The organism is Geodermatophilus amargosae (assembly GCF_900116515.1).
Classification (GTDB): Bacteria; Actinomycetota; Actinomycetes; order Mycobacteriales; family Geodermatophilaceae; genus Geodermatophilus; species Geodermatophilus amargosae.
Window position 1 is genome coordinate 73,121 of record NZ_FPBA01000005.1, and the last position, 16,965, is coordinate 90,085.

Consider the following 16,965-nt stretch of genomic DNA (forward strand, 5'->3'; position numbering starts at 1 on the left):
CGGCACGGTCATCGACATCCGTCACATCACTTGTCGACACGAGGCTGCTCCTCCTTGAGCCCCGGCGCCCCTTCTCCCGGGGTGACGGATCCCACTCGGGCGCGCTCTAGGCTCGGTGTCCGTGGACGTCTTCGGATCCGGTGCCGAACAGGTGGTCTTCTGCTCCGACCCGGGCTCGGGCCTGCGGGCGGTCATCGCCGTGCACTCCACGGCGCTGGGCCCGGCCCTGGGTGGCACCCGCTTCCACCCCTACGCCACCGAGGACGAGGCCGTCGCCGACGCGCTCCGCCTGGCCCGGGCCATGTCCTACAAGAACAGCCTGGCCGGGCTCGACCTCGGCGGCGGCAAGGCCGTGGTGATCGGGGACCCGCGCACCGACAAGACCGAGGCGCGGCTGCGCGCCTACGGGCGCTTCGTCGAGGCCATGGGCGGCCGCTACCTCACCGCCTGCGACGTCGGCACCACCAACGCCGACCTCGACGTCGTCGCCCGGGAGACCCGCTTCGCCCACGGCCGCTCCGAGGTCCACGGCGGCTGCGGGGACTCCTCCGTGCTCACCGCGTTCGGCGTCTTCCAGGGCATGCGCGCCGCCGCCCAGCACCGGTGGGGCGAGCCGACGCTCTCCGGCCGCACCGTGGCCGTGGCCGGGGTGGGGAAGGTCGGCGGCTGGCTGGTCGACCGCCTGGTGGCCGACGGCGCCGACGTCCTCGTCACCGACGTCGACCCCGCCGCCGTCGAGCGGGTCCGCGCCCGCCACCCCGGCGTCGAGGCCGTCGCCGACACCGCCGCGCTGGTGCGCCGGCCGGCCGACGTCTACGCGCCCTGCGCGCTCGGCGGGGCCCTCGACGACGCGACGGTCGCCGTCCTGCAGGCCGAGGTGGTCTGCGGGGGCGCCAACAACCAGCTGGCCCACGAGGGCATCGCGGACCAGCTCACCGCGCGCGGGATCCTCTACGCCCCCGACTACCTGGTGAACGCCGGCGGCGTCATCCAGGTCGAGGACGAGCGGCACGGCTTCTCCTTCGCCCGCGCCGAGGCCAAGGCGGCCGGCATCTTCGACGTCGCCCTGCGGGTCTTCGACACCGCCGCGACCGAGGGCGTCTCCCCCGCCGTGGCCGCCGACCGGCTGGCCGAGGAGCGCATCGCCTCGGTGGGCCGGCTGGCCATCATCCGCCTGCCCCGCTGAGCTGCGGACGGGCCCGGCGTGTCCTCTACCACGCCCCCGCTCGGGGGACGGCGGGGGGAGACCCGTGCCGGTGGTCCATCCGTGTCGTAGTCTTGCTCAAGACACAGTCACTCAGTCGGGGTCGCCACGCGGGCCGTCCAGCCCGTGAGCTGGGCTCCCGTTCTCCGTTATGAGGGGGTCGAGCCGATGGGGCGCGGCCGAGCGAAGGCCAAGCAGACACGCGTGGCCCGTGAGCTCAAGTACAGCTCACCGAACACCGACCTGTCCGCGCTTCAGCGCGAGCTGGCGGGTTCCACTCCGTCCTACACCGCTCCGGCGGCCAAGGACGACGACGAGGACGACGACGAGTACGCCGACCGTTGGGCGGACGACGACGCCGAGGACGACTGGGCGGCCAGTCGCTGACGGTCGGCTGCCCGCCGGTCCTCTGAGCACGTGAGCGCCAAGCACCGCCGTCCCGCGAGGGACGGCGGTGCCCGGCGTCCTCAGCGGTAGGTGCCCACCAGCCGCGCGCCGGTATCCCCGTCTCCGACGGTGCCGGCCACCCAGGCCGGCACACCGCGGCCGGTCAGCAGGCGCACCGCCGCGTCGGCGGCCTCGGGGGCGACGACGGCGACCATGCCGACGCCGCAGTTGAACGCGCGCTCGGACTCCTCGCGGGGCACGCCGTGCTCCTCGAGCAGCGACACCGCTGCGGGGAGCGCCCAGGTGCCGCGGTCGAGCACGGCCTCCAGCCCGTCGGGGAGCACCCGCGCGGTGTTGCCGGCGAGCCCGCCCCCGGTGATGTGCGCGAACGCGTGCACGCCGTCGACGCCGGACTGCTCCACCAGCGCCAGGCAGTCGAGCGCGTAGACGCGGGTCGGCTCGAGCAGCACCTCGCCGAGCGGGCGGTCCAGGCCGGCGGGGGTGGCGGCCAGGTCCAGCCCGGCGGCGGACACCACGCGGCGGACCAGCGAGTAGCCGTTGGAGTGGAACCCGCTGGAGGCCATGGCCACGACCACGTCGCCGTCGCGGACCCGCTCCGGGCCTAGCACCGCGTCGGCCTCCACGATCCCGACCGCGGTGGCGGCCAGGTCGTACTCGTCGGCGTCCATGAGGTCGCCGTGCTCGGCGGTCTCCCCGCCGACGAGTGCGGCCCCGGCCTGCTCGCAGCCGGCCGCGATGCCGGTGACGATCGCGGCGACCCGCTCGGGCACGACCTTGCCGATGGCCACGTAGTCCTGCAGGAACAGCGGCTCGGCGCCGCAGGCGACCAGGTCGTCGACGACCATCGCGACCAGGTCGATGCCCACGGTGTCGTGCCGGTCCAGTTGACGGGCGAGGGCGATCTTGGTGCCGACGCCGTCGGTGGACGAGGCGATCAGCGGGCGCCGGTAGCGGGTGGTGTCGAGGGCGAACAGCCCCGCGAAGCCGCCCAGGCCGCCGACCACCTCGGGCCGGCGGGTGCGCTCGACCGCCGTCCGCATGAGGGCGACTGCGCGCTCACCGGCGTCGATGTCGACGCCGGACGCCGCGTAGGTGAACTCCCCCGTGCTCCCGGGCGACGGGCTCACGGACGGCGCAGGGCGTCGTCGGCACCGCCCGGGACCGCCGGGCTGCCGGCCTGCTGGCCGGTCCAGCCGCTCACGGCCCGCTCCCCCTCGTCGACGCGGGGCATGGGCGTGCGCGCCACGCCGTTGGGGAGACCGCCCTCGAGCACGTGCTTCCCGAGCACCCCGGCCTCGCCGAGCGGGATCGGGTACTCGCCGGTGAAGCAGGCGGTGCACAGCCGGGTGGCCGGCTGCTCGGTGGCCGCGATCAGACCCTGCTCGGAGACGTAGCCCAGCGAGTCGGCGTTGATCGAGGCCCGCACGCCGTCGACGTCGAGGCCGTTGGCGACCAGCTCGGCGCGGCTGGCGAAGTCGATGCCGTAGAAGCACGGCCACTTCACCGGCGGACTGGAGATGCGGACGTGCACCTCGAGGGCGCCGGCCTCGCGCAGCATGCGGATCAGCGCGCGCTGGGTGTTGCCGCGCACGATCGAGTCGTCGACGACGACCAGCCGCTTGCCGCGGATGACGTCGCGCAGCGGGTTGAGCTTCAGCCGGATGCCCAGCTGGCGGATGGTCTGCGACGGCTGGATGAAGGTGCGGCCGACGTAGGAGTTCTTCACCAGGCCCAGGCCGTAGGGGATGCCGGAGGCCTCGGCGTACCCGACGGCGGCCGGCGTGCCGGACTCCGGCACCGGGATGACCAGGTCGGCGTCGGCGGGGTGCTCCTTGGCCAGCCGGCGGCCGATCTCGACACGGGCGGCGTGCACGCCGCGGCCGCCGATCGTGGTGTCGGGCCGGGCGAGGTAGACGTACTCGAAGACGCAGCCCTTGGGCTCGGCGGGAGCGAAGTGCTGGCTGCGCAGGCCGTTCTCGTCGATGGCCAGCAGCTCGCCGGGCTCGACCTCGCGGACGACGGAGGCGCCGACGATGTCGAGGGCCGCGGTCTCGCTGGCGACCACCCAGCCTCGCTCGAGCCGGCCGAGGACCAGCGGGCGGACGCCCTGCGGGTCGCGCGCCGCGTAGAGCGTGTCCTCGTCCATGAAGGTGAAGCTGAAGGCGCCGCGCAGCTGCGGCAGCACCTCCATGGCCGCGGCCTCGATGCTCATGTCGGGGCGCGCGGCGATGAGCGCCGTCACCAGGTCGGAGTCGGTCGTGGCGGCGAACGCCCCGGGCACGCCGGCGTCGGCGGCCCGGCTCGCGAGCTCCTGGGTGTTGACCAGGTTGCCGTTGTGGCACAGCGCCAGGCCGGTGCCGGCGTCGGTGGTGCGGAACGTCGGCTGGGCGTTCTCCCAGGTGGAGGCACCGGTGGTCGAGTACCGGGTGTGGCCGACGGCGAGGTGGCCGCGCAGGCTGCCCAGCGTGGACTCGTCGAACACCTGGCTGACCAGGCCGAGGTCCTTGTAGACGACCACCGAGGCGCCGTCGGAGACGGCGATGCCCGCTGCCTCCTGACCGCGGTGCTGGAGGGCGTACAGGCCGAAGTAGGTCAGCTTGGCGACCTCCTCCCCCGGCGCCCAGACACCGAAGACGCCACAGGCGTCCTGGGGGCCGGGAGCAGAGGGGTCGAGGGCGTGCGTCAGCCGTCCGTCACCGCGAGGCACACCCCTCAGCCTACCGGCGCTCGGCATCCGTGCCGGGTGGCGCCCGCCACCCCGGGCCAGTCGTCACCGCACGGTGTCGGTGCCTGCCGGAACCCGGACCGGGGTAGGGCACGTTGGACACCGGTACGTCGAGAGGAGCCGACATGTCCGCCGACCGGCCCGACCCGAACGACTTCATCGAGATGGCGCAGAAGATGCTGCGGGGGCTGTTCGACCCGTCGCGGGGCGACGACGAGCCGTGGGCGGGGGCGACCGACCGCGGCTCCGCCACGCGGGAGCGCCGCCGGGAGCCGAGCCCCGAGGAGCGACGCGAGAACCTCACGTTCGCCCTGGCCACGCGCGCCGTCGAGGCGCTCGAGGACCTCGCGCTCAACGTCGCGGCCATCCGCCAGCGCCTGGAGCGCACTACGCCGCAGAGGCCCCGGCCCGGCGCCGAGGACGCGACCGGGGGCGACACCGACCGGGGGTGACCCCGGGCGGGTCGGCCCCGGCCGGCCCTCAGTGCACGGAGCCGAGCTCTGCGGAGATGCGGGTGTCCTCGCCGTGCCCGGTGTGGACCACGGTGTCGCCGTGCAGGGTCAGCAGCTTGCTGCGGATCGAGTTGAGGATCGTCGGCTCGTCGCTGAACGAGCGCCCGGTGGCCCCGGGGCCGCCGTGGAACAGCGTGTCGCCGGTGAAGACGGCGGCCAGGTCGGGAGCGTGCAGGCAGGTGCTGCCCGGGGAGTGACCCGGGGTGTGCAGCGCGGTCAGCGACGTGCCGGCCACCCGGAACCTCGTGTCCTCGCGGAGTACCTCGTCCGGCCTCGCCCCCGGGTGGACGACGTTCCACAGCATCGCGTCGGCGGGGTTGAACCAGATCGGAGCGCCGGTGGCCTCGCGCAGGTCGACCGCAGCGGTGATGTGGTCGTTGTGCCCGTGGGTGAGCACGATGGCGGTGACCCGGCGGTCGCCGATCGCGGCGAGGATCGGCACGGCGTCGTGCGGCGCGTCGATGACGAGCACCTGCTCGTCGTCGCCGACGAGCCAGACGTTGTTGTCCACGTCGAAGTCCTGCCCGTCCAGGCTGAAGACCCCGCTGACCACGGCCTTCTCGATGCGCGCGCTCACTCGTCGAACACCACGACCGAGCGCAGGACCTCGCCCGCGTGCATCTTGGCGAACGCGGCCTCGACGTCGTCCAGGGCGATGGTCTCGCTGACGAACTCCTCCAGCGGGAAGCGACCCTGGCGGTAGAGGTCGACCAGCATCGGGAAGTCCCGGCTGGGTAGGCAGTCGCCGTACCAGGAGGACTTCAGTGCCCCGCCGCGGCCGAACAGCTCGATCATCGGCAGGGTCAGCTGCATGTCGGGCGTGGGCACACCGACCAGGACGACGCGCCCGGCCAGGTCCCGGGCGTAGAACGCCTGCTCGAACACCTCCGGGCGGCCCACCGCGTCGATGGCCACGTCGACGCCGAAGCCGCCGGTGTGGCCCTTGATGGCCTCGACCGCGTCCGTCTCCCGACTGTTGACGGTGTGGGTGGCGCCGAACCGCCGCGCCCACTGCAGCTTCCGGTCGTCGACGTCGACGGCGACGATCGTGCTGGCACCGGCCAGCTTCGCGCCGGCGATCGCGGCGTCCCCGACGCCGCCGCAGCCGAACACCGCCACGCTCTCGCCGCGCTGCACGCCGCCGGTGTTGATCGCCGCACCCACGCCGGCCATCACACCGCAGCCGAGCAGGCCCGCGGCCGTGGCGGGGGCCGCCGGGTCGACCCTGGTGCACTGCCCGGAGTGCACCAGGGTCTTCTCCACGAACGCGCCGATCCCCAGCGCCGGGGAGAGTTCCGTACCGTCGGCCAGCGTCATCTTCTGCGCGGCGTTGTGGGTGTCGAAGCAGTAGTGCGGCTGGCCCTTGAGGCAGGCGCGGCACTGGCCGCACACCGCCCGCCAGTTGAGCACCACGAAGTCCCCGACGGCCACGTTGGTGACGCCCTCGCCGACGGCGGCCACCGTGCCCGCGGCCTCGTGCCCCAGCAGGAACGGGTACTCGTCGTTGATGCCGCCCTCGCGGTAGTGCAGGTCGGTGTGGCACACCCCGCACGCGGCCACGTCCACCACCGCCTCACCCGGGCCGGGATCGGGCACCACGACCGTCTCCACGCTGACCGGTGCTCCCTTGCTGCGGGCGACGACGCCCCTCACCTCGTAGGCCATGACCGGAGCCTATGGCCGCCGTGCGCGCGGAGCCGATGCCGTCCTGCCGTCCAGCGGCAGGGAAGCCGGCCCGGCGACGCCGGCGGTGTGCCGCCGGGTGCCGCACAACGATCCGGTCACTCGCCGCGCGGGTTCCGGGGCGCGGACGTAGCGTTCCTCACGTTTTGGTCCGACCGGGGCCGTGGTCCCGACCGAGCGGAGGTCTCCGTGGCCCTACCCGGCTTCCTGCAGCGTGAGCGCATCGTCGCCCGCCCCGGCTTCAACCGGTGGCTCATCCCGCCGGCAGCGCTGGCGGTGCACCTGTGCATCGGCCAGGCCTACGCGACGAGCGTCTACAAGACCGCGCTGGTCGAGGACTTCGGGACCTCGCAGACGGCGATCGGCATCGTCTTCTCGATCGCCATCGTCATGCTCGGGCTGTCGGCCGCGCTGTTCGGCACCTGGGTGGACAAGAACGGGCCGCGCGCCGCCATGTTCACGGCGGCCTGCTTCTGGGTCACCGGCTTCGTCGTCGGCGGGCTGGGGATCGAGACCCGACAGCTGTGGCTGCTCTACCTCGGCTACGGCGTCATCGGCGGCATCGGCCTGGGGATCGGCTACATCTCGCCGGTCTCCACGCTGATCAAGTGGTTCCCCGACCGCCCGGGCCTGGCCACCGGCATGGCGATCATGGGCTTCGGTGGCGGTGCGCTCATCGCCTCGCCGCTGTCCCGCCAGCTGATGAACTGGTACGACCCCGAGTACGACCCCGCGGTGGCCGGGACGGTCCCGAGCGGTGGCGCCGTCTCGGCGCTGTTCTTCACGCTGGCGGCCGTCTACCTCGTCTTCATGATGTTCGGCGCGTTCATCGTCCGGGTGCCCGCCGAGGGCTGGCGGCCCGACGGCTTCGACCCCTCCACGGTCAAGCAGAAGGCGCTGGTCACGACCGAGAGCGTCTCGGCGAAGAACGCCGTCAAGACGCCGCAGTTCTGGCTGCTGTGGACGGTGCTGTTCTGCAACGTCACCGCCGGCATCGGGATCCTCGAGCAGGCCGCGCCGATGATCCAGGACTTCTTCCGCACGGGGGAGACCTCGACCGTCGCCGTGACGGCCGCCGCCGGCTTCGTCGGCGTGCTGTCGCTGTTCAACATGGCCGGCCGGTTCGTCTGGTCCTCGACGTCGGACTACATCGGCCGCAAGCCGATCTACATGGTCTACCTGGGCGTGGGCCTGGTGCTGTACGTCGCGCTGGCCACCATCGGCAGCAGCGCCACCTGGCTGTTCGTGCTGCTCGCCGCGGTGATCATCTCGTTCTACGGCGGCGGCTTCGCCACCGTCCCGGCCTACCTGCGCGACCTGTTCGGCACCTACCAGGTCGGCGCCATCCACGGCCGGCTGCTCACCGCCTGGTCGGCGGCCGGTGTGGCCGGCCCGCTGATCGTCAACAGCGTCCTGGACACCCAGGGCGAGCCCGGCAGCCTCGTCGCGGCCAACTACCGCCCGGCGCTGTTCATCATGGTCGGCCTGCTCGCCGTCGGCTTCATCGCGAACCTGCTGGTCCGCCCGGTGGCCAGCAAGTGGCACGAGCCCCACCGTGACGCCGCCGGCACCGCCACCCCGACCGCCGCGAGGAGCGCCGTCCGATGAGCACGTCCCTCTCCCAGGAGTCCTCGCCGAACGGGCAGCAGCCCGTGCACACCCCGGCCGGGCTCATCGCCTTCGCGTGGACGCTGGTCGGCGTCCCGCTGGCCTATGGGCTGTACCAGACGGTGAAGACCGCGCTGACCCTCTTGACCGGCTGACCGCACTCATCCCTCCCGGCGCAGCTCGCCGAGCACGTGCCCGGCGAGCTGCGCGCGGGCGGCCGGTGTCGCCGAGGCGAGGAAGAGGAAGCAGTCGGTGACCTCGAGCTCGAGCAGGACGGGGCCGGAGTCCCCCGGGATGACGTCGACCCGCGCGCAGGACAGCGCGGCGCAGCCCGCCGGGTGCCGCGTCGAGCGCCGCCCGCGCCACCGCCAGCTGCGCGTCGTCCGGCTCGACCCGCCGCACCGTGCCGAGGACGTCGGCGACGACGACGGCCCGGCGCACCCCCACGTCGCCGAGCAGCGGCTCGCGGCGGACGGCGTGGGAGAACCCGCCGCCGAGGAAGACCATGCTGGTCTCCCCCTGCGTGTCGATCCCGGACAGGTACGGCTGCACCATGGCCGTCCGCCCCTGCGCGTGCAGGGCGGCCACGAGCGCCGCCGCGCCCGGGTCGGACAGGCCGGCGAACCGGCCGGTGTCGGCCGCGCTCCCGCTCACGGCGGGCTTCACGACGACGTCGCCGGCGCCCGGCACCTCTCCCGCCGGCCCGCCCGGCGCGAGGAAGACCGTGGGGACCGTCGGCACCCCGGCCCGCGCCAGGTCCTGCAGGTAGCGCTTGTCGGTGTTCCACGCGAGCACGCCGGCCGGGTTGACCGTCCGGCGGCAGCCGCGGGCCCAGGACAGGAAGGCGTCCCGGCGGAGCGGGTGGTCCCAGGTGCTGCGGACGAGGACGCCGTCGAACCCCGCCCAGTCGACGCCGGGGTCGTCCCAGAGGCGGGCACGGCGTCGGCACCGGCGGCGCCCAACGCGGCCAGCAGCAGCGGTCCGTCCTCGTCGAGGTCCGGGGCCGCCCGGCACGTGGCGACCCCGATGCGCATCCGTCCCCGGCCGACCGTGGTCACGCCGTCCTCCTGCCCTCCGCCCCGCCCGGGCGGCGGAGGCGCGGCGAGGCTAGGACGGGCCTACGACGGTCCTCGGCGCAGCGGAGGCAGCGGGAGGTGGTCGGAGAGGTCGGCGCGGTTGCCGCTCGCGTCGACCCGGCCCCCGGCGACGGCCTCGGCCCAGGTCAGCTCCCCCGTCGCCAGCCGCAGCCAGGTGGCGGCGTCGGTCTCGACGACGTTCGGCGGCGTGCCGCGCGTGTGCCGCGGGCCCGGCACCAGCTGGACGGCGACGTGCGGGGGCACCCGCAGCTCCACCGACCGGCCGGGCACCTGCTGCGCGAGCCACCGGGCGCTGGTCTTCACCGCCGCACCCAGCACCGACCGCGCGGGCTGCTCGGCGTCGCCGGCCAGCCAGGGGCGGACGGCGTCGACGGCGGCGTGCAGCTCCTCCGCGGGGATGGGCCTCGTCGTCGGGGGCACGGCGGGCCTCAGCTGGTCGGGACGGTCCCCGCGGGGACGGCGCCCACCGTGGCCTCGGGGGAGCCGAACAGCGCCGGGAGGGTCGCCGTCCAGACCGCCCGCAGCTCCGCCAGCGGCAGCTCCCCGACGCCGTCGACCGCGAGCACGTCCCCGCCGGTGGTCCCCAGCTCGGTGACCGCGACGCCGGCCCACTCGGCCGTCGTCCGCACCGCCTCGGGGTCGGTCGTGGTGACGAGGGCGCGGGCGCCGGACTCGCTGAACAGCGCGGTGAACGGGTCCGCGGCGAGCCGCAGCGTGGCGCCGGTGCCGTAGCGCAGCGCCGACTCGGCCAGCGCCTGCGCCAGGCCGCCGTCGGCGAGGTCGTGCGCGGAGGTGACCAGGCCCTCGCGGCCCAGCGCCCCAAGCAGCCGCCCCAGCGCGCGCTCCGCCGCCAGGTCGACGGCGGGCGGGCGACCGCCGAGGTGGCCGTGCACGACCGACGCCCACGCCGACCCGCCGAACTCCGGCCGCGTCTCGCCGAGCAGCAGCACCGTCTCCCCCGCGGCGCGCCAGCCGGTGGGCACGCGGTCGCGGACGTCGTCGTGCACGCCCAGGACGCCGATGACCGGGGTCGGGTTGATCGCGACGTCGCCGGTCTGGTTGTAGAGGCTCACGTTGCCGCCGGTGACCGGCAGGCCGAGGTCGCGGCAGGCGTCGGCCAGGCCGCGGACGGCCTCGGCGAACTGCCACATGACCTCGGGCTCCTCCGGGGAGCCGAAGTTCAGGCAGTTGGTGACCGCCAGCGGGCGCGCGCCGGTGACGGCGACGTTGCGGTAGGCCTCGGCCAGGTTGAGCTGCGCGCCGGCGTAGGGGTCCAGCCGGGCGTAGCGGGCGTTGCCGTCCAGGGCGAGGGCGATGCCGCGGTGCGAGTCCTCGTCGATGCGGACCACGCCGGCGTCGTCGGGCTGGGCGAGCACGGTGTTGCCGCGGACGTAGCGGTCGTACTGCTCGGTCACCCAGGTCTTGTCCGCGCCGTCGGGGCTGGCGACGACGGCCAGCCAGTGCGCGGTGAGCTCCTCCGGCGTCGCCGGGCGGGGCAGCGCGGCCGGGTCGTCGGCCTGCAGGCCGTCGAGGTCCGCGGGGCGCCGCATCGGCCGCTCGTACACCGGGCCCTCGTGCGCCACGGTCCGCGGCGGGACGTCGACGATGCGCTCGCCGTGCCAGTCGACGGTCAGCCGGTCACCGGCGGTGACCTCACCGATGACGGTGGCCAGCACGTCCCACTTGCGGCAGACGGCGAGGAAGGCGTCGACCTTGCCCGGCTCGACGATCGCGCACATGCGCTCCTGGGACTCGCTCATCAGGATCTCGGCCGGCGTCAGGGTGCTGTCGCGCAGCGGGACGCGGTCGAGGTCGACGTGCATGCCGCCGGTGCCGGCGCTGGCCAGCTCCGACGTCGCGCAGGACAGCCCGGCACCGCCGAGGTCCTGGATGCCGGTGACCAGGTCCTGGCCGAAGATCTCCAGGCACGCCTCGATGAGCAGCTTCTCGGTGAACGGGTCGCCGACCTGCACGCTCGGGCGCTTGGCCGGACCCTCGGCATCGAAGGTCTCGCTGGCCAGGACACTCACGCCGCCGATGCCGTCGCCGCCGGTGCGGGCGCCGAACAGGACGACCTTGTTGCCCACGCCCTCGGCCCTGGCCAGCCGCACGTCCTCGTGCCTCATGACGCCGACGCACAGCGCGTTGACCAGCGGGTTGCCGGCGTAGCACTCGTCGAAGAGCAGCTCGCCGCCGATGTTGGGCAGGCCCAGGCAGTTGCCGTAGCCGCCGACGCCGGCGACGACGCCGGGCAGCACGCGAGCGGTGTCGGGGGCGTCGGCGCGGCCGAAGCGCAGCGAGTCCATGACGGCGACCGGCCGGGCGCCCATGGTGAGGATGTCGCGGACGATGCCGCCGACGCCGGTGGCCGCGCCCTGGTAGGGCTCGATGTAGCTCGGGTGGTTGTGGCTCTCGACCTTGAAGGTGACCGCGTAGCCGTCGCCGACGTCGACCACGCCGGCGTTCTCGCCGATGCCGACGAGCAGGTGCTCGCTGGGCGGCAGGTCACCGAAGCGGCGCAGGTGCACCTTCGAGCTCTTGTAGGAGCAGTGCTCGCTCCACATCACCGAGTACATGGCCAGCTCGGCGGTTGTGGGCCGGCGGCCGAGGATGTCGCGGATGCGGGCGTACTCGTCGCTCTTGAGCCCGAGCTCGGCGTGGGGCTGCTCGACGTCCGGGGTCGTCGCGGCGAGTTCGACGGTGTCGACGGTCATGCGCTGACGACCGCCTCGAGGATGCTGGTGAAGAAGCCGAGCCCGTCGGTGGACGGCCCGGTGAGGTCCTCGACGGCGTGCTCGGGGTGCGGCATGAGCCCGACGACCCGGCCGTCCTCGCCGGTGACGCCGGCGACGTCGCGGAGGCTGCCGTTGGGGTTGCCGCCCACGTAGCGCACCGCCACCCGACCCTCGCCCTCGAGCCGCTCGAGCTCGGCCGGGGAGGCGACGTAGCGGCCCTCGCCGTTCTTGACCGGGACGACGATCTCCTGGCCGGTCGCGTAGTCCGAGGTCCACGCGGTGTCGGCGCGCTCGATGCGCAGCCGCTGGTCGCGGTTGCGGAAGTGCAGGTGGCTGTTGCGGGTCAGCGCGCCGGGCAGCAGGCCGGCCTCGCACAGCACCTGGAAGCCGTTGCAGATGCCGAGGACCGGCATGCCCTTCCGGGCGCGGTCGACGACGTCCTGCACCATCGGCGCCCGCGCGGCGATGGCACCGGCGCGCAGGTAGTCGCCGTAGGAGAACCCGCCGGGCAGGACGATGGCGTCGACGTCCTTCAGGTCGTGCTCGGCGTGCCACAGCGCGACCGGCTCGGCTCCGGCGAGGCGCACCGCGCGGGCGGCGTCGACGTCGTCCAGGGAGCCCGGGAAGGTGATGACCCCGATGCGCACGGCTCAGACCCCCGAGAGGTGCAGCTCGACGTCCTCGATGACCGGGTTGGCCAGCAGAGTCTCGGCGATCTGCCGGAGCTCCGCCTCGTCCGGCGTGCCCTCGACGTCGAGGACGAAGTGCTTGCCCTGGCGGACGCCGGTGACCTGGGTGTGACCCAGCCGGCCGAGTGCGCCGAGCACCGCCTGCCCCTGGGGGTCGGAGATCTCCGGCTTGAGGACGACGTCGACGACCACCTGCGGCACGGTTCCCCAGCCTACCTGTCGGGGTCCCGCGCCCTCCCCGCCCGCCGAGATCGGCGATCTGGTACGCGCACGGGTCCCCATCCGTACGAGAGCGCCGATCTCGTCAACGCAGCGCGCGGCGGATCTCCGCGATGACGTCGTCCGGGCGGCCGAGGACGTCGGCGGAGGTGAACCGGAGGACCGTCCACCCCGCCGCGACCAGGCGGTTCTGCCGGCGCAGGTCGTTCACGAAGACGTCCCGCTGACGGTGCACGTCCCCGTCGAACTCGACGAGCAGTCTCCGGTCGGGCCAGGCCAGGTCGGCACGGGCCGTCGTCCGCCCGTGCGCATCGCGGACGACGTACTGCAGCTCCGGCGGCGGCAGCCCCGCCTCGTGGACCAGCCATCGCAGGACCGACTCCATCGGCGACTCGGCACGCGGATCGGCCACCGGGAGGACGGCGCGGGCTCGCGCGGACCCTCGACCGGTGGGGCGGCACGCCAGCTGCTGCTCGAGGTCGCCCCGGCTGCACCAGCGGGCCAGCACCTGGTCACTGACGGCGAGCAGTGCCGACGGCCGCAGGACGGCTGCGAGGTCACGCCAGGTACGCGCCGGCGTGGTGACCGGCATCCCGCCGCGCCGGGTGGTGTCACCGTCGGGCAGCTGCGTCCGATGGACGCTCCGGTCCCGGCGGCTCTCCGCCCGCGAGCCCATGGGCACGGTGAGGTGGACCCGCGCCCCGCCCTCGGCCTGCAACGGGATGGCGATGCCCCAGAGGTCGGCAGCGGTGGCGTGACTGAGCACGGCACCGGGCGGGGCGGTCAGCAGGACCGCGGCGAGGCGGGCGCTCGTCTCACCGGCCAGCGCACGCGGCAGGTAGGTGTCCCGGGAGAGTCGCACCACCGCCGGGTGCCGCAACTGCCGCTCGGTGAGGCCGTCCTGGAGAGCCATGGCCCGGGTGGTGGGTCCGGTCAGGCGCGAGGGCGGACGACGTCGCGGCACGGGCGGGAGCCTGCCGTGGTCCCGCACCTGCGCGCCGGCGTCGTCCACAGCCCCCGGTCGAGATCGGCGATCTCGACGGCTCCGGGGCCCGTGTCCGTACGAGACCGCCGATCTCGCCGCGAAGGTCCCGCCGCTCAGGGCGCCAGCAGCCGCCAGACGGCGTCGGGGGCCTCCCAGTGGGCGTTGTGGCCGGCGCCCTCGAGCAGCACCGCGTCCGGATCGACCCGCCGCATCGCGGGCAGGCCCACCATCGGGTCGGCCGACCCGGCCGCGAGCCGCAGCGGCGCCTGCGCGCGCGACAGGACCTCCTCCACCGGCGGGCCGACGGCGCCGAACGCCCGCGGGTCCAGCGCCGGGGAGAAGCCGTCGGGGGTCTCGCGGACGCCGGCGAGCGCGACCGGGTCGTCCGCGGCCACGAGCCCGCTCAGCCCGGCCAGCCGCAGGTGCCGCTCGGCGGCCTCGGCGGCGGTGGGGAACACCTGCGGCGGGCGGGCGGCCAGCGCACGGGCCCGCGCGACCTCGTCGTCGGTCCAGTCGATCTTGACGCCGACCCCGACGACCCGGGTCACCTCGACGCCGTACCAGCCGCCGGCGAGCACCGCGCCGACGACGCCGCCGAAGGAGTGGCCGAGCACGGTGACCCGCGTCGCACCGCAGGCCACCGCCACGGACGCCACGTCCGCGGCGTGCACCGCGTAGCCGTAGGGCGGCTCGGCCACCGAGGCGCCGTGCCCGCGCAGGTCCGGGACCGCCCAGGAACCGGGCCAGGACCGCTCGACCAGCGGCAGCAGCGGGTTCCACACGGCGCCGGTCGCCCCGAGCCCGTGGAGGAGCAGCAGCAGGTCCCCGCCCGATCCGCCGGAGCGGTAGGTGATGCCGGCACGCGTCGTCATGAGCGGAAGGGGGTGCCCGTCAGCTGCTCGTAGGCGGCGACGTAACGCTCGCGGGTGGCGGCGACGACCTCGTCGGGCAGCTCGGGCGGCGGCGAGACGCGGTCCCAGCCCGAGGCGGTCAGCCAGTCGCGGACGTACTGCTTGTCGAACGAGGGCTGCGCCGCGCCCGGTGACCACGACGACGCCGGCCAGAAGCGCGAGGAGTCGGGCGTGAGCACCTCGTCGCCCAGCACCAGCCCGCCGTCGGCGGACAGCCCGAACTCGAACTTCGTGTCGGCCAGGACGATGCCGGCGGCGGCCGCGATCTCCGCCCCGCGCCGGTACAGCGCGAGGGTCAGCTCCCGCAGCTCGGCGGCCCGGGGAGCGCCCACGAGCGACTCCACCTGCGCGAAGTCGATCGCCTCGTCGTGCTCGCCCGCCGCGGCCTTCGTCGACGGCGTGAACACCGGTCCCGGCAGCCGGGAGCCCTCGGTCAGCCCCGCGGGCAGCGGCACGTCGCGGATCGAGCCGGTGCGCCGGTACTCCGCCGTCCCCGAGCCCGACAGGTAGCCGCGGGCCACGCACTCCACCGGCAGCATCTCCAGCCGCCGCACGAGCATCGCCCGCCCCGCCACGTCGCCCGGGACGTCCGAGGCCGACACCAGGTGGTGCGACGCCCCGAACGCCTCCAGCACCGGGGTCAGCTGCCCGAACCACCACACCGACAGCGCGGTGAGCACCCGCCCCTTGTCCGGGATCGGCGTGGGCAGCACGTGGTCGTAGGCGGAGATCCGGTCCGAGGCCACCAGCAGGAGGCGGCCGGCACCGGCGTCGTAGACCTCGCGGACCTTGCCGCGCGCGATGAGGGGCAGGTCGAGCGTCACGACAGCGCGGCCAGCCGGTCGAACAGCGGGCCCAGCTGCCGCACGTAGCCCTCGGGCCGGCAGATCTCGTCCAGCCGTGCCTCGTCCAGGGCCACCCCGGAGCCCTCGGCACGGGAGCGCAGCGTGGCGCGGAACGGCGTCCCGGAGTTCCACGTCTCCATCGCCGCGCCCTGCACCAGGGCGTAGGCGTCCTCGCGCGAGAGGCCGGACTCGACCAGCTCCAGCAGGACGGCGGAGGTGTAGATCAGCCCGCCGGTCAGGTCCAGGTTGGCCCGCATCCGCTCGACGTCGACGACCAGGTTCTCCACCAGGCCGGTGGTGAGGTGCAGCAGGTAGTCGGTGGTGATCGCGGCGTCGGGGAGGAAGACCCGCTCCGTGGACGAGTGCGAGATGTCCCGCTCGTGCCACAGCGGGATGCCTTCCATCACCGGGACGACGGCGGCGCGCACCACCCGCGCCAGCCCGGCGATCCGCTCCGAGCGGATCGGGTTCTTCTTGTGCGGCATCGCGCTGGAGCCCTTCTGGCCGGAGCCGAAGGCCTCCGACAGCTCCCGCACCTCGGTGCGCTGCCCGTGCCGCACCTCCAGCGCGACCGCCTCGCACACGGTGGCGAGAACGGCCAGCGCCGCGACCCACTCGCTGATCGAGTCGCGCAGCACGACCTGGGTGGACGCGTCGGCCGGCCGCAGGTCCAGCGCCTGCGCGACGGCGACCTCGACCGACGGGTCGATCAGCGAGTACGTGCCGACGGCGCCGGAGATGGCGACGACGCCCACGCGCTCGCGGGCCGCCCGCAGCCGGTCGCGGGAGCGGGCCGTCGCAAAGGCCAGGTCGGCGACCCGGTGCCCCCACACGACCGGCTCGGCGTGCACGCCGTGCGTGCGCCCCACCTTGAGCGTCGAGCGGTGCGCCAGGCCGTGGTCGCGCAGCGCGGCCACCAGGCGGTCGGCCTTGGCCAGCAGCACGTCGGTGGCCTCGGTGAGCTGCACGGCGAGCGCGGTGTCGAGCAGGTCCGACGACGTCATGCCGTGGTGGACGTACGCGGCGGCCGAGCGGGGCTCGGTGTTGTCGGCCCACGCGCTGAGGAAGGCGATGACGTCGTGCTGCGTCGTCTCCTCGATCTCGGCCACGCGCGCGGCCGTCGGCGGCGGGGCGTTCCGCACCGGCTCGACGACGTCCGCGGGCACCCGCCCGGCGGCGGCGTGCGCCTCCAGGACCAGCGTCTCCACCCGGCACCAGAGCTCGTACTTGTGCTCGTCGCTCCAGACCCGGCCCATGTCGGGGAGCGTGTAGCGGTCGATCACGCGGGTACCGCCCGCACCTGGTCAGCTCGTCCCCGCGGAGGTTGTCGCAGCACGGGGTCAT

Annotated in this window: 17 protein-coding genes; 5 read left to right on the forward strand and 12 right to left on the reverse strand. The window is 74.4% G+C overall.

Annotated elements, in window-relative coordinates; translation table 11 throughout:
• The first annotated feature begins 121 nt into the window (after positions 1 to 121).
• Positions 122 to 1,186, forward strand: coding sequence for a Glu/Leu/Phe/Val family dehydrogenase (locus BM414_RS09130; RefSeq protein WP_093579347.1), 1,065 nt, complete (start codon positions 122 to 124; stop codon positions 1,184 to 1,186).
• A gap of 186 nt (positions 1,187 to 1,372) precedes the next feature.
• The gene (locus tag BM414_RS09135) at positions 1,373 to 1,591 is read left to right on the forward strand and encodes a DUF3073 domain-containing protein (RefSeq protein ID WP_093579136.1); all 219 of its coding nucleotides are present in this window, start codon (positions 1,373 to 1,375) and stop codon (positions 1,589 to 1,591) included.
• Between the two features lie 80 nt (positions 1,592 to 1,671).
• On the opposite strand, the gene purM is transcribed toward BM414_RS09135, so the two are convergent.
• Together purM and purF are read right to left on the reverse strand one after the other, a co-directional pair.
• On the reverse strand, positions 1,672 to 2,739 hold the full coding sequence (gene purM, locus BM414_RS09140) for a phosphoribosylformylglycinamidine cyclo-ligase (protein WP_093579137.1): 1,068 nt from the start codon (positions 2,737 to 2,739) through the stop codon (positions 1,672 to 1,674).
• The gene (gene purF / locus BM414_RS09145; RefSeq protein ID WP_093579138.1) at positions 2,736 to 4,319 is read right to left on the reverse strand and encodes an amidophosphoribosyltransferase; all 1,584 of its coding nucleotides are present in this window, start codon (positions 4,317 to 4,319) and stop codon (positions 2,736 to 2,738) included. The genes purM and purF overlap by 4 nt, the downstream gene beginning before the upstream one ends.
• Positions 4,320 to 4,462: 143 nt before the next feature.
• Between purF and BM414_RS09150 the strand changes: the two genes are divergently transcribed.
• Positions 4,463 to 4,789, forward strand: a complete 327-nt coding sequence (locus tag BM414_RS09150) for a hypothetical protein (RefSeq protein ID WP_093579139.1) — start codon at positions 4,463 to 4,465, stop codon at positions 4,787 to 4,789.
• A gap of 28 nt (positions 4,790 to 4,817) precedes the next feature.
• On the opposite strand, the gene BM414_RS09155 is transcribed toward BM414_RS09150, so the two are convergent.
• Together BM414_RS09155 and BM414_RS09160 are read right to left on the reverse strand one after the other, a co-directional pair.
• Positions 4,818 to 5,426 (reverse strand): MBL fold metallo-hydrolase, encoded by a 609-nt coding sequence (locus BM414_RS09155; RefSeq protein ID WP_093579140.1) that lies wholly within the window; start codon positions 5,424 to 5,426, stop codon positions 4,818 to 4,820.
• Complete coding sequence (locus BM414_RS09160) at positions 5,423 to 6,514, reverse strand: S-(hydroxymethyl)mycothiol dehydrogenase (RefSeq protein WP_093579141.1); 1,092 nt, start codon at positions 6,512 to 6,514, stop codon at positions 5,423 to 5,425. Before BM414_RS09160 ends, BM414_RS09155 begins: the two co-directional genes overlap by 4 nt.
• A 207-nt stretch (positions 6,515 to 6,721) precedes the next feature.
• On the opposite strand from BM414_RS09160, the gene BM414_RS09165 reads away from it, so the two are divergent.
• Entirely contained in the window at positions 6,722 to 8,140 is a 1,419-nt protein-coding gene (locus BM414_RS09165) for an L-lactate MFS transporter (RefSeq protein ID WP_093579142.1), read from the forward strand.
• Positions 8,137 to 8,295 (forward strand): MFS transporter small subunit, encoded by a 159-nt coding sequence (locus tag BM414_RS29235; RefSeq protein WP_175551508.1) that lies wholly within the window; start codon positions 8,137 to 8,139, stop codon positions 8,293 to 8,295. Before BM414_RS09165 ends, BM414_RS29235 begins: the two co-directional genes overlap by 4 nt.
• A gap of 963 nt (positions 8,296 to 9,258) precedes the next feature.
• Here BM414_RS29235 and BM414_RS09175 read toward each other — a convergent pair.
• The 8 genes from BM414_RS09175 to purB form a co-directional block, all read right to left on the reverse strand.
• Positions 9,259 to 9,657, reverse strand: a complete 399-nt coding sequence (locus BM414_RS09175; protein WP_093579143.1) for a sterol carrier family protein — start codon at positions 9,655 to 9,657, stop codon at positions 9,259 to 9,261.
• Positions 9,658 to 9,665: 8 nt separating this feature from the next.
• On the reverse strand, positions 9,666 to 11,951 hold the full coding sequence (purL, locus tag BM414_RS09180; protein ID WP_093579144.1) for a phosphoribosylformylglycinamidine synthase subunit PurL: 2,286 nt from the start codon (positions 11,949 to 11,951) through the stop codon (positions 9,666 to 9,668).
• Complete coding sequence (gene purQ / locus BM414_RS09185; RefSeq protein WP_175551512.1) at positions 11,948 to 12,619, reverse strand: phosphoribosylformylglycinamidine synthase subunit PurQ; 672 nt, start codon at positions 12,617 to 12,619, stop codon at positions 11,948 to 11,950. The genes purL and purQ overlap by 4 nt, the downstream gene beginning before the upstream one ends.
• A 3-nt stretch (positions 12,620 to 12,622) precedes the next feature.
• Entirely contained in the window at positions 12,623 to 12,862 is a 240-nt protein-coding gene (gene purS / locus BM414_RS29240) for a phosphoribosylformylglycinamidine synthase subunit PurS (protein ID WP_175551513.1), read from the reverse strand.
• Between the two features lie 103 nt (positions 12,863 to 12,965).
• Positions 12,966 to 13,793, reverse strand: coding sequence for a DUF559 domain-containing protein (locus BM414_RS09190; protein WP_139245765.1), 828 nt, complete (start codon positions 13,791 to 13,793; stop codon positions 12,966 to 12,968).
• Between the two features lie 185 nt (positions 13,794 to 13,978).
• On the reverse strand, positions 13,979 to 14,737 hold the full coding sequence (locus BM414_RS09195; protein ID WP_175551514.1) for an alpha/beta fold hydrolase: 759 nt from the start codon (positions 14,735 to 14,737) through the stop codon (positions 13,979 to 13,981).
• The gene (locus tag BM414_RS09200; RefSeq protein WP_093579146.1) at positions 14,734 to 15,600 is read right to left on the reverse strand and encodes a phosphoribosylaminoimidazolesuccinocarboxamide synthase; all 867 of its coding nucleotides are present in this window, start codon (positions 15,598 to 15,600) and stop codon (positions 14,734 to 14,736) included. Before BM414_RS09200 ends, BM414_RS09195 begins: the two co-directional genes overlap by 4 nt.
• The gene (gene purB, locus BM414_RS09205; protein ID WP_093579147.1) at positions 15,597 to 16,904 is read right to left on the reverse strand and encodes an adenylosuccinate lyase; all 1,308 of its coding nucleotides are present in this window, start codon (positions 16,902 to 16,904) and stop codon (positions 15,597 to 15,599) included. Before purB ends, BM414_RS09200 begins: the two co-directional genes overlap by 4 nt.
• Positions 16,905 to 16,965 lie beyond the last annotated feature (61 nt).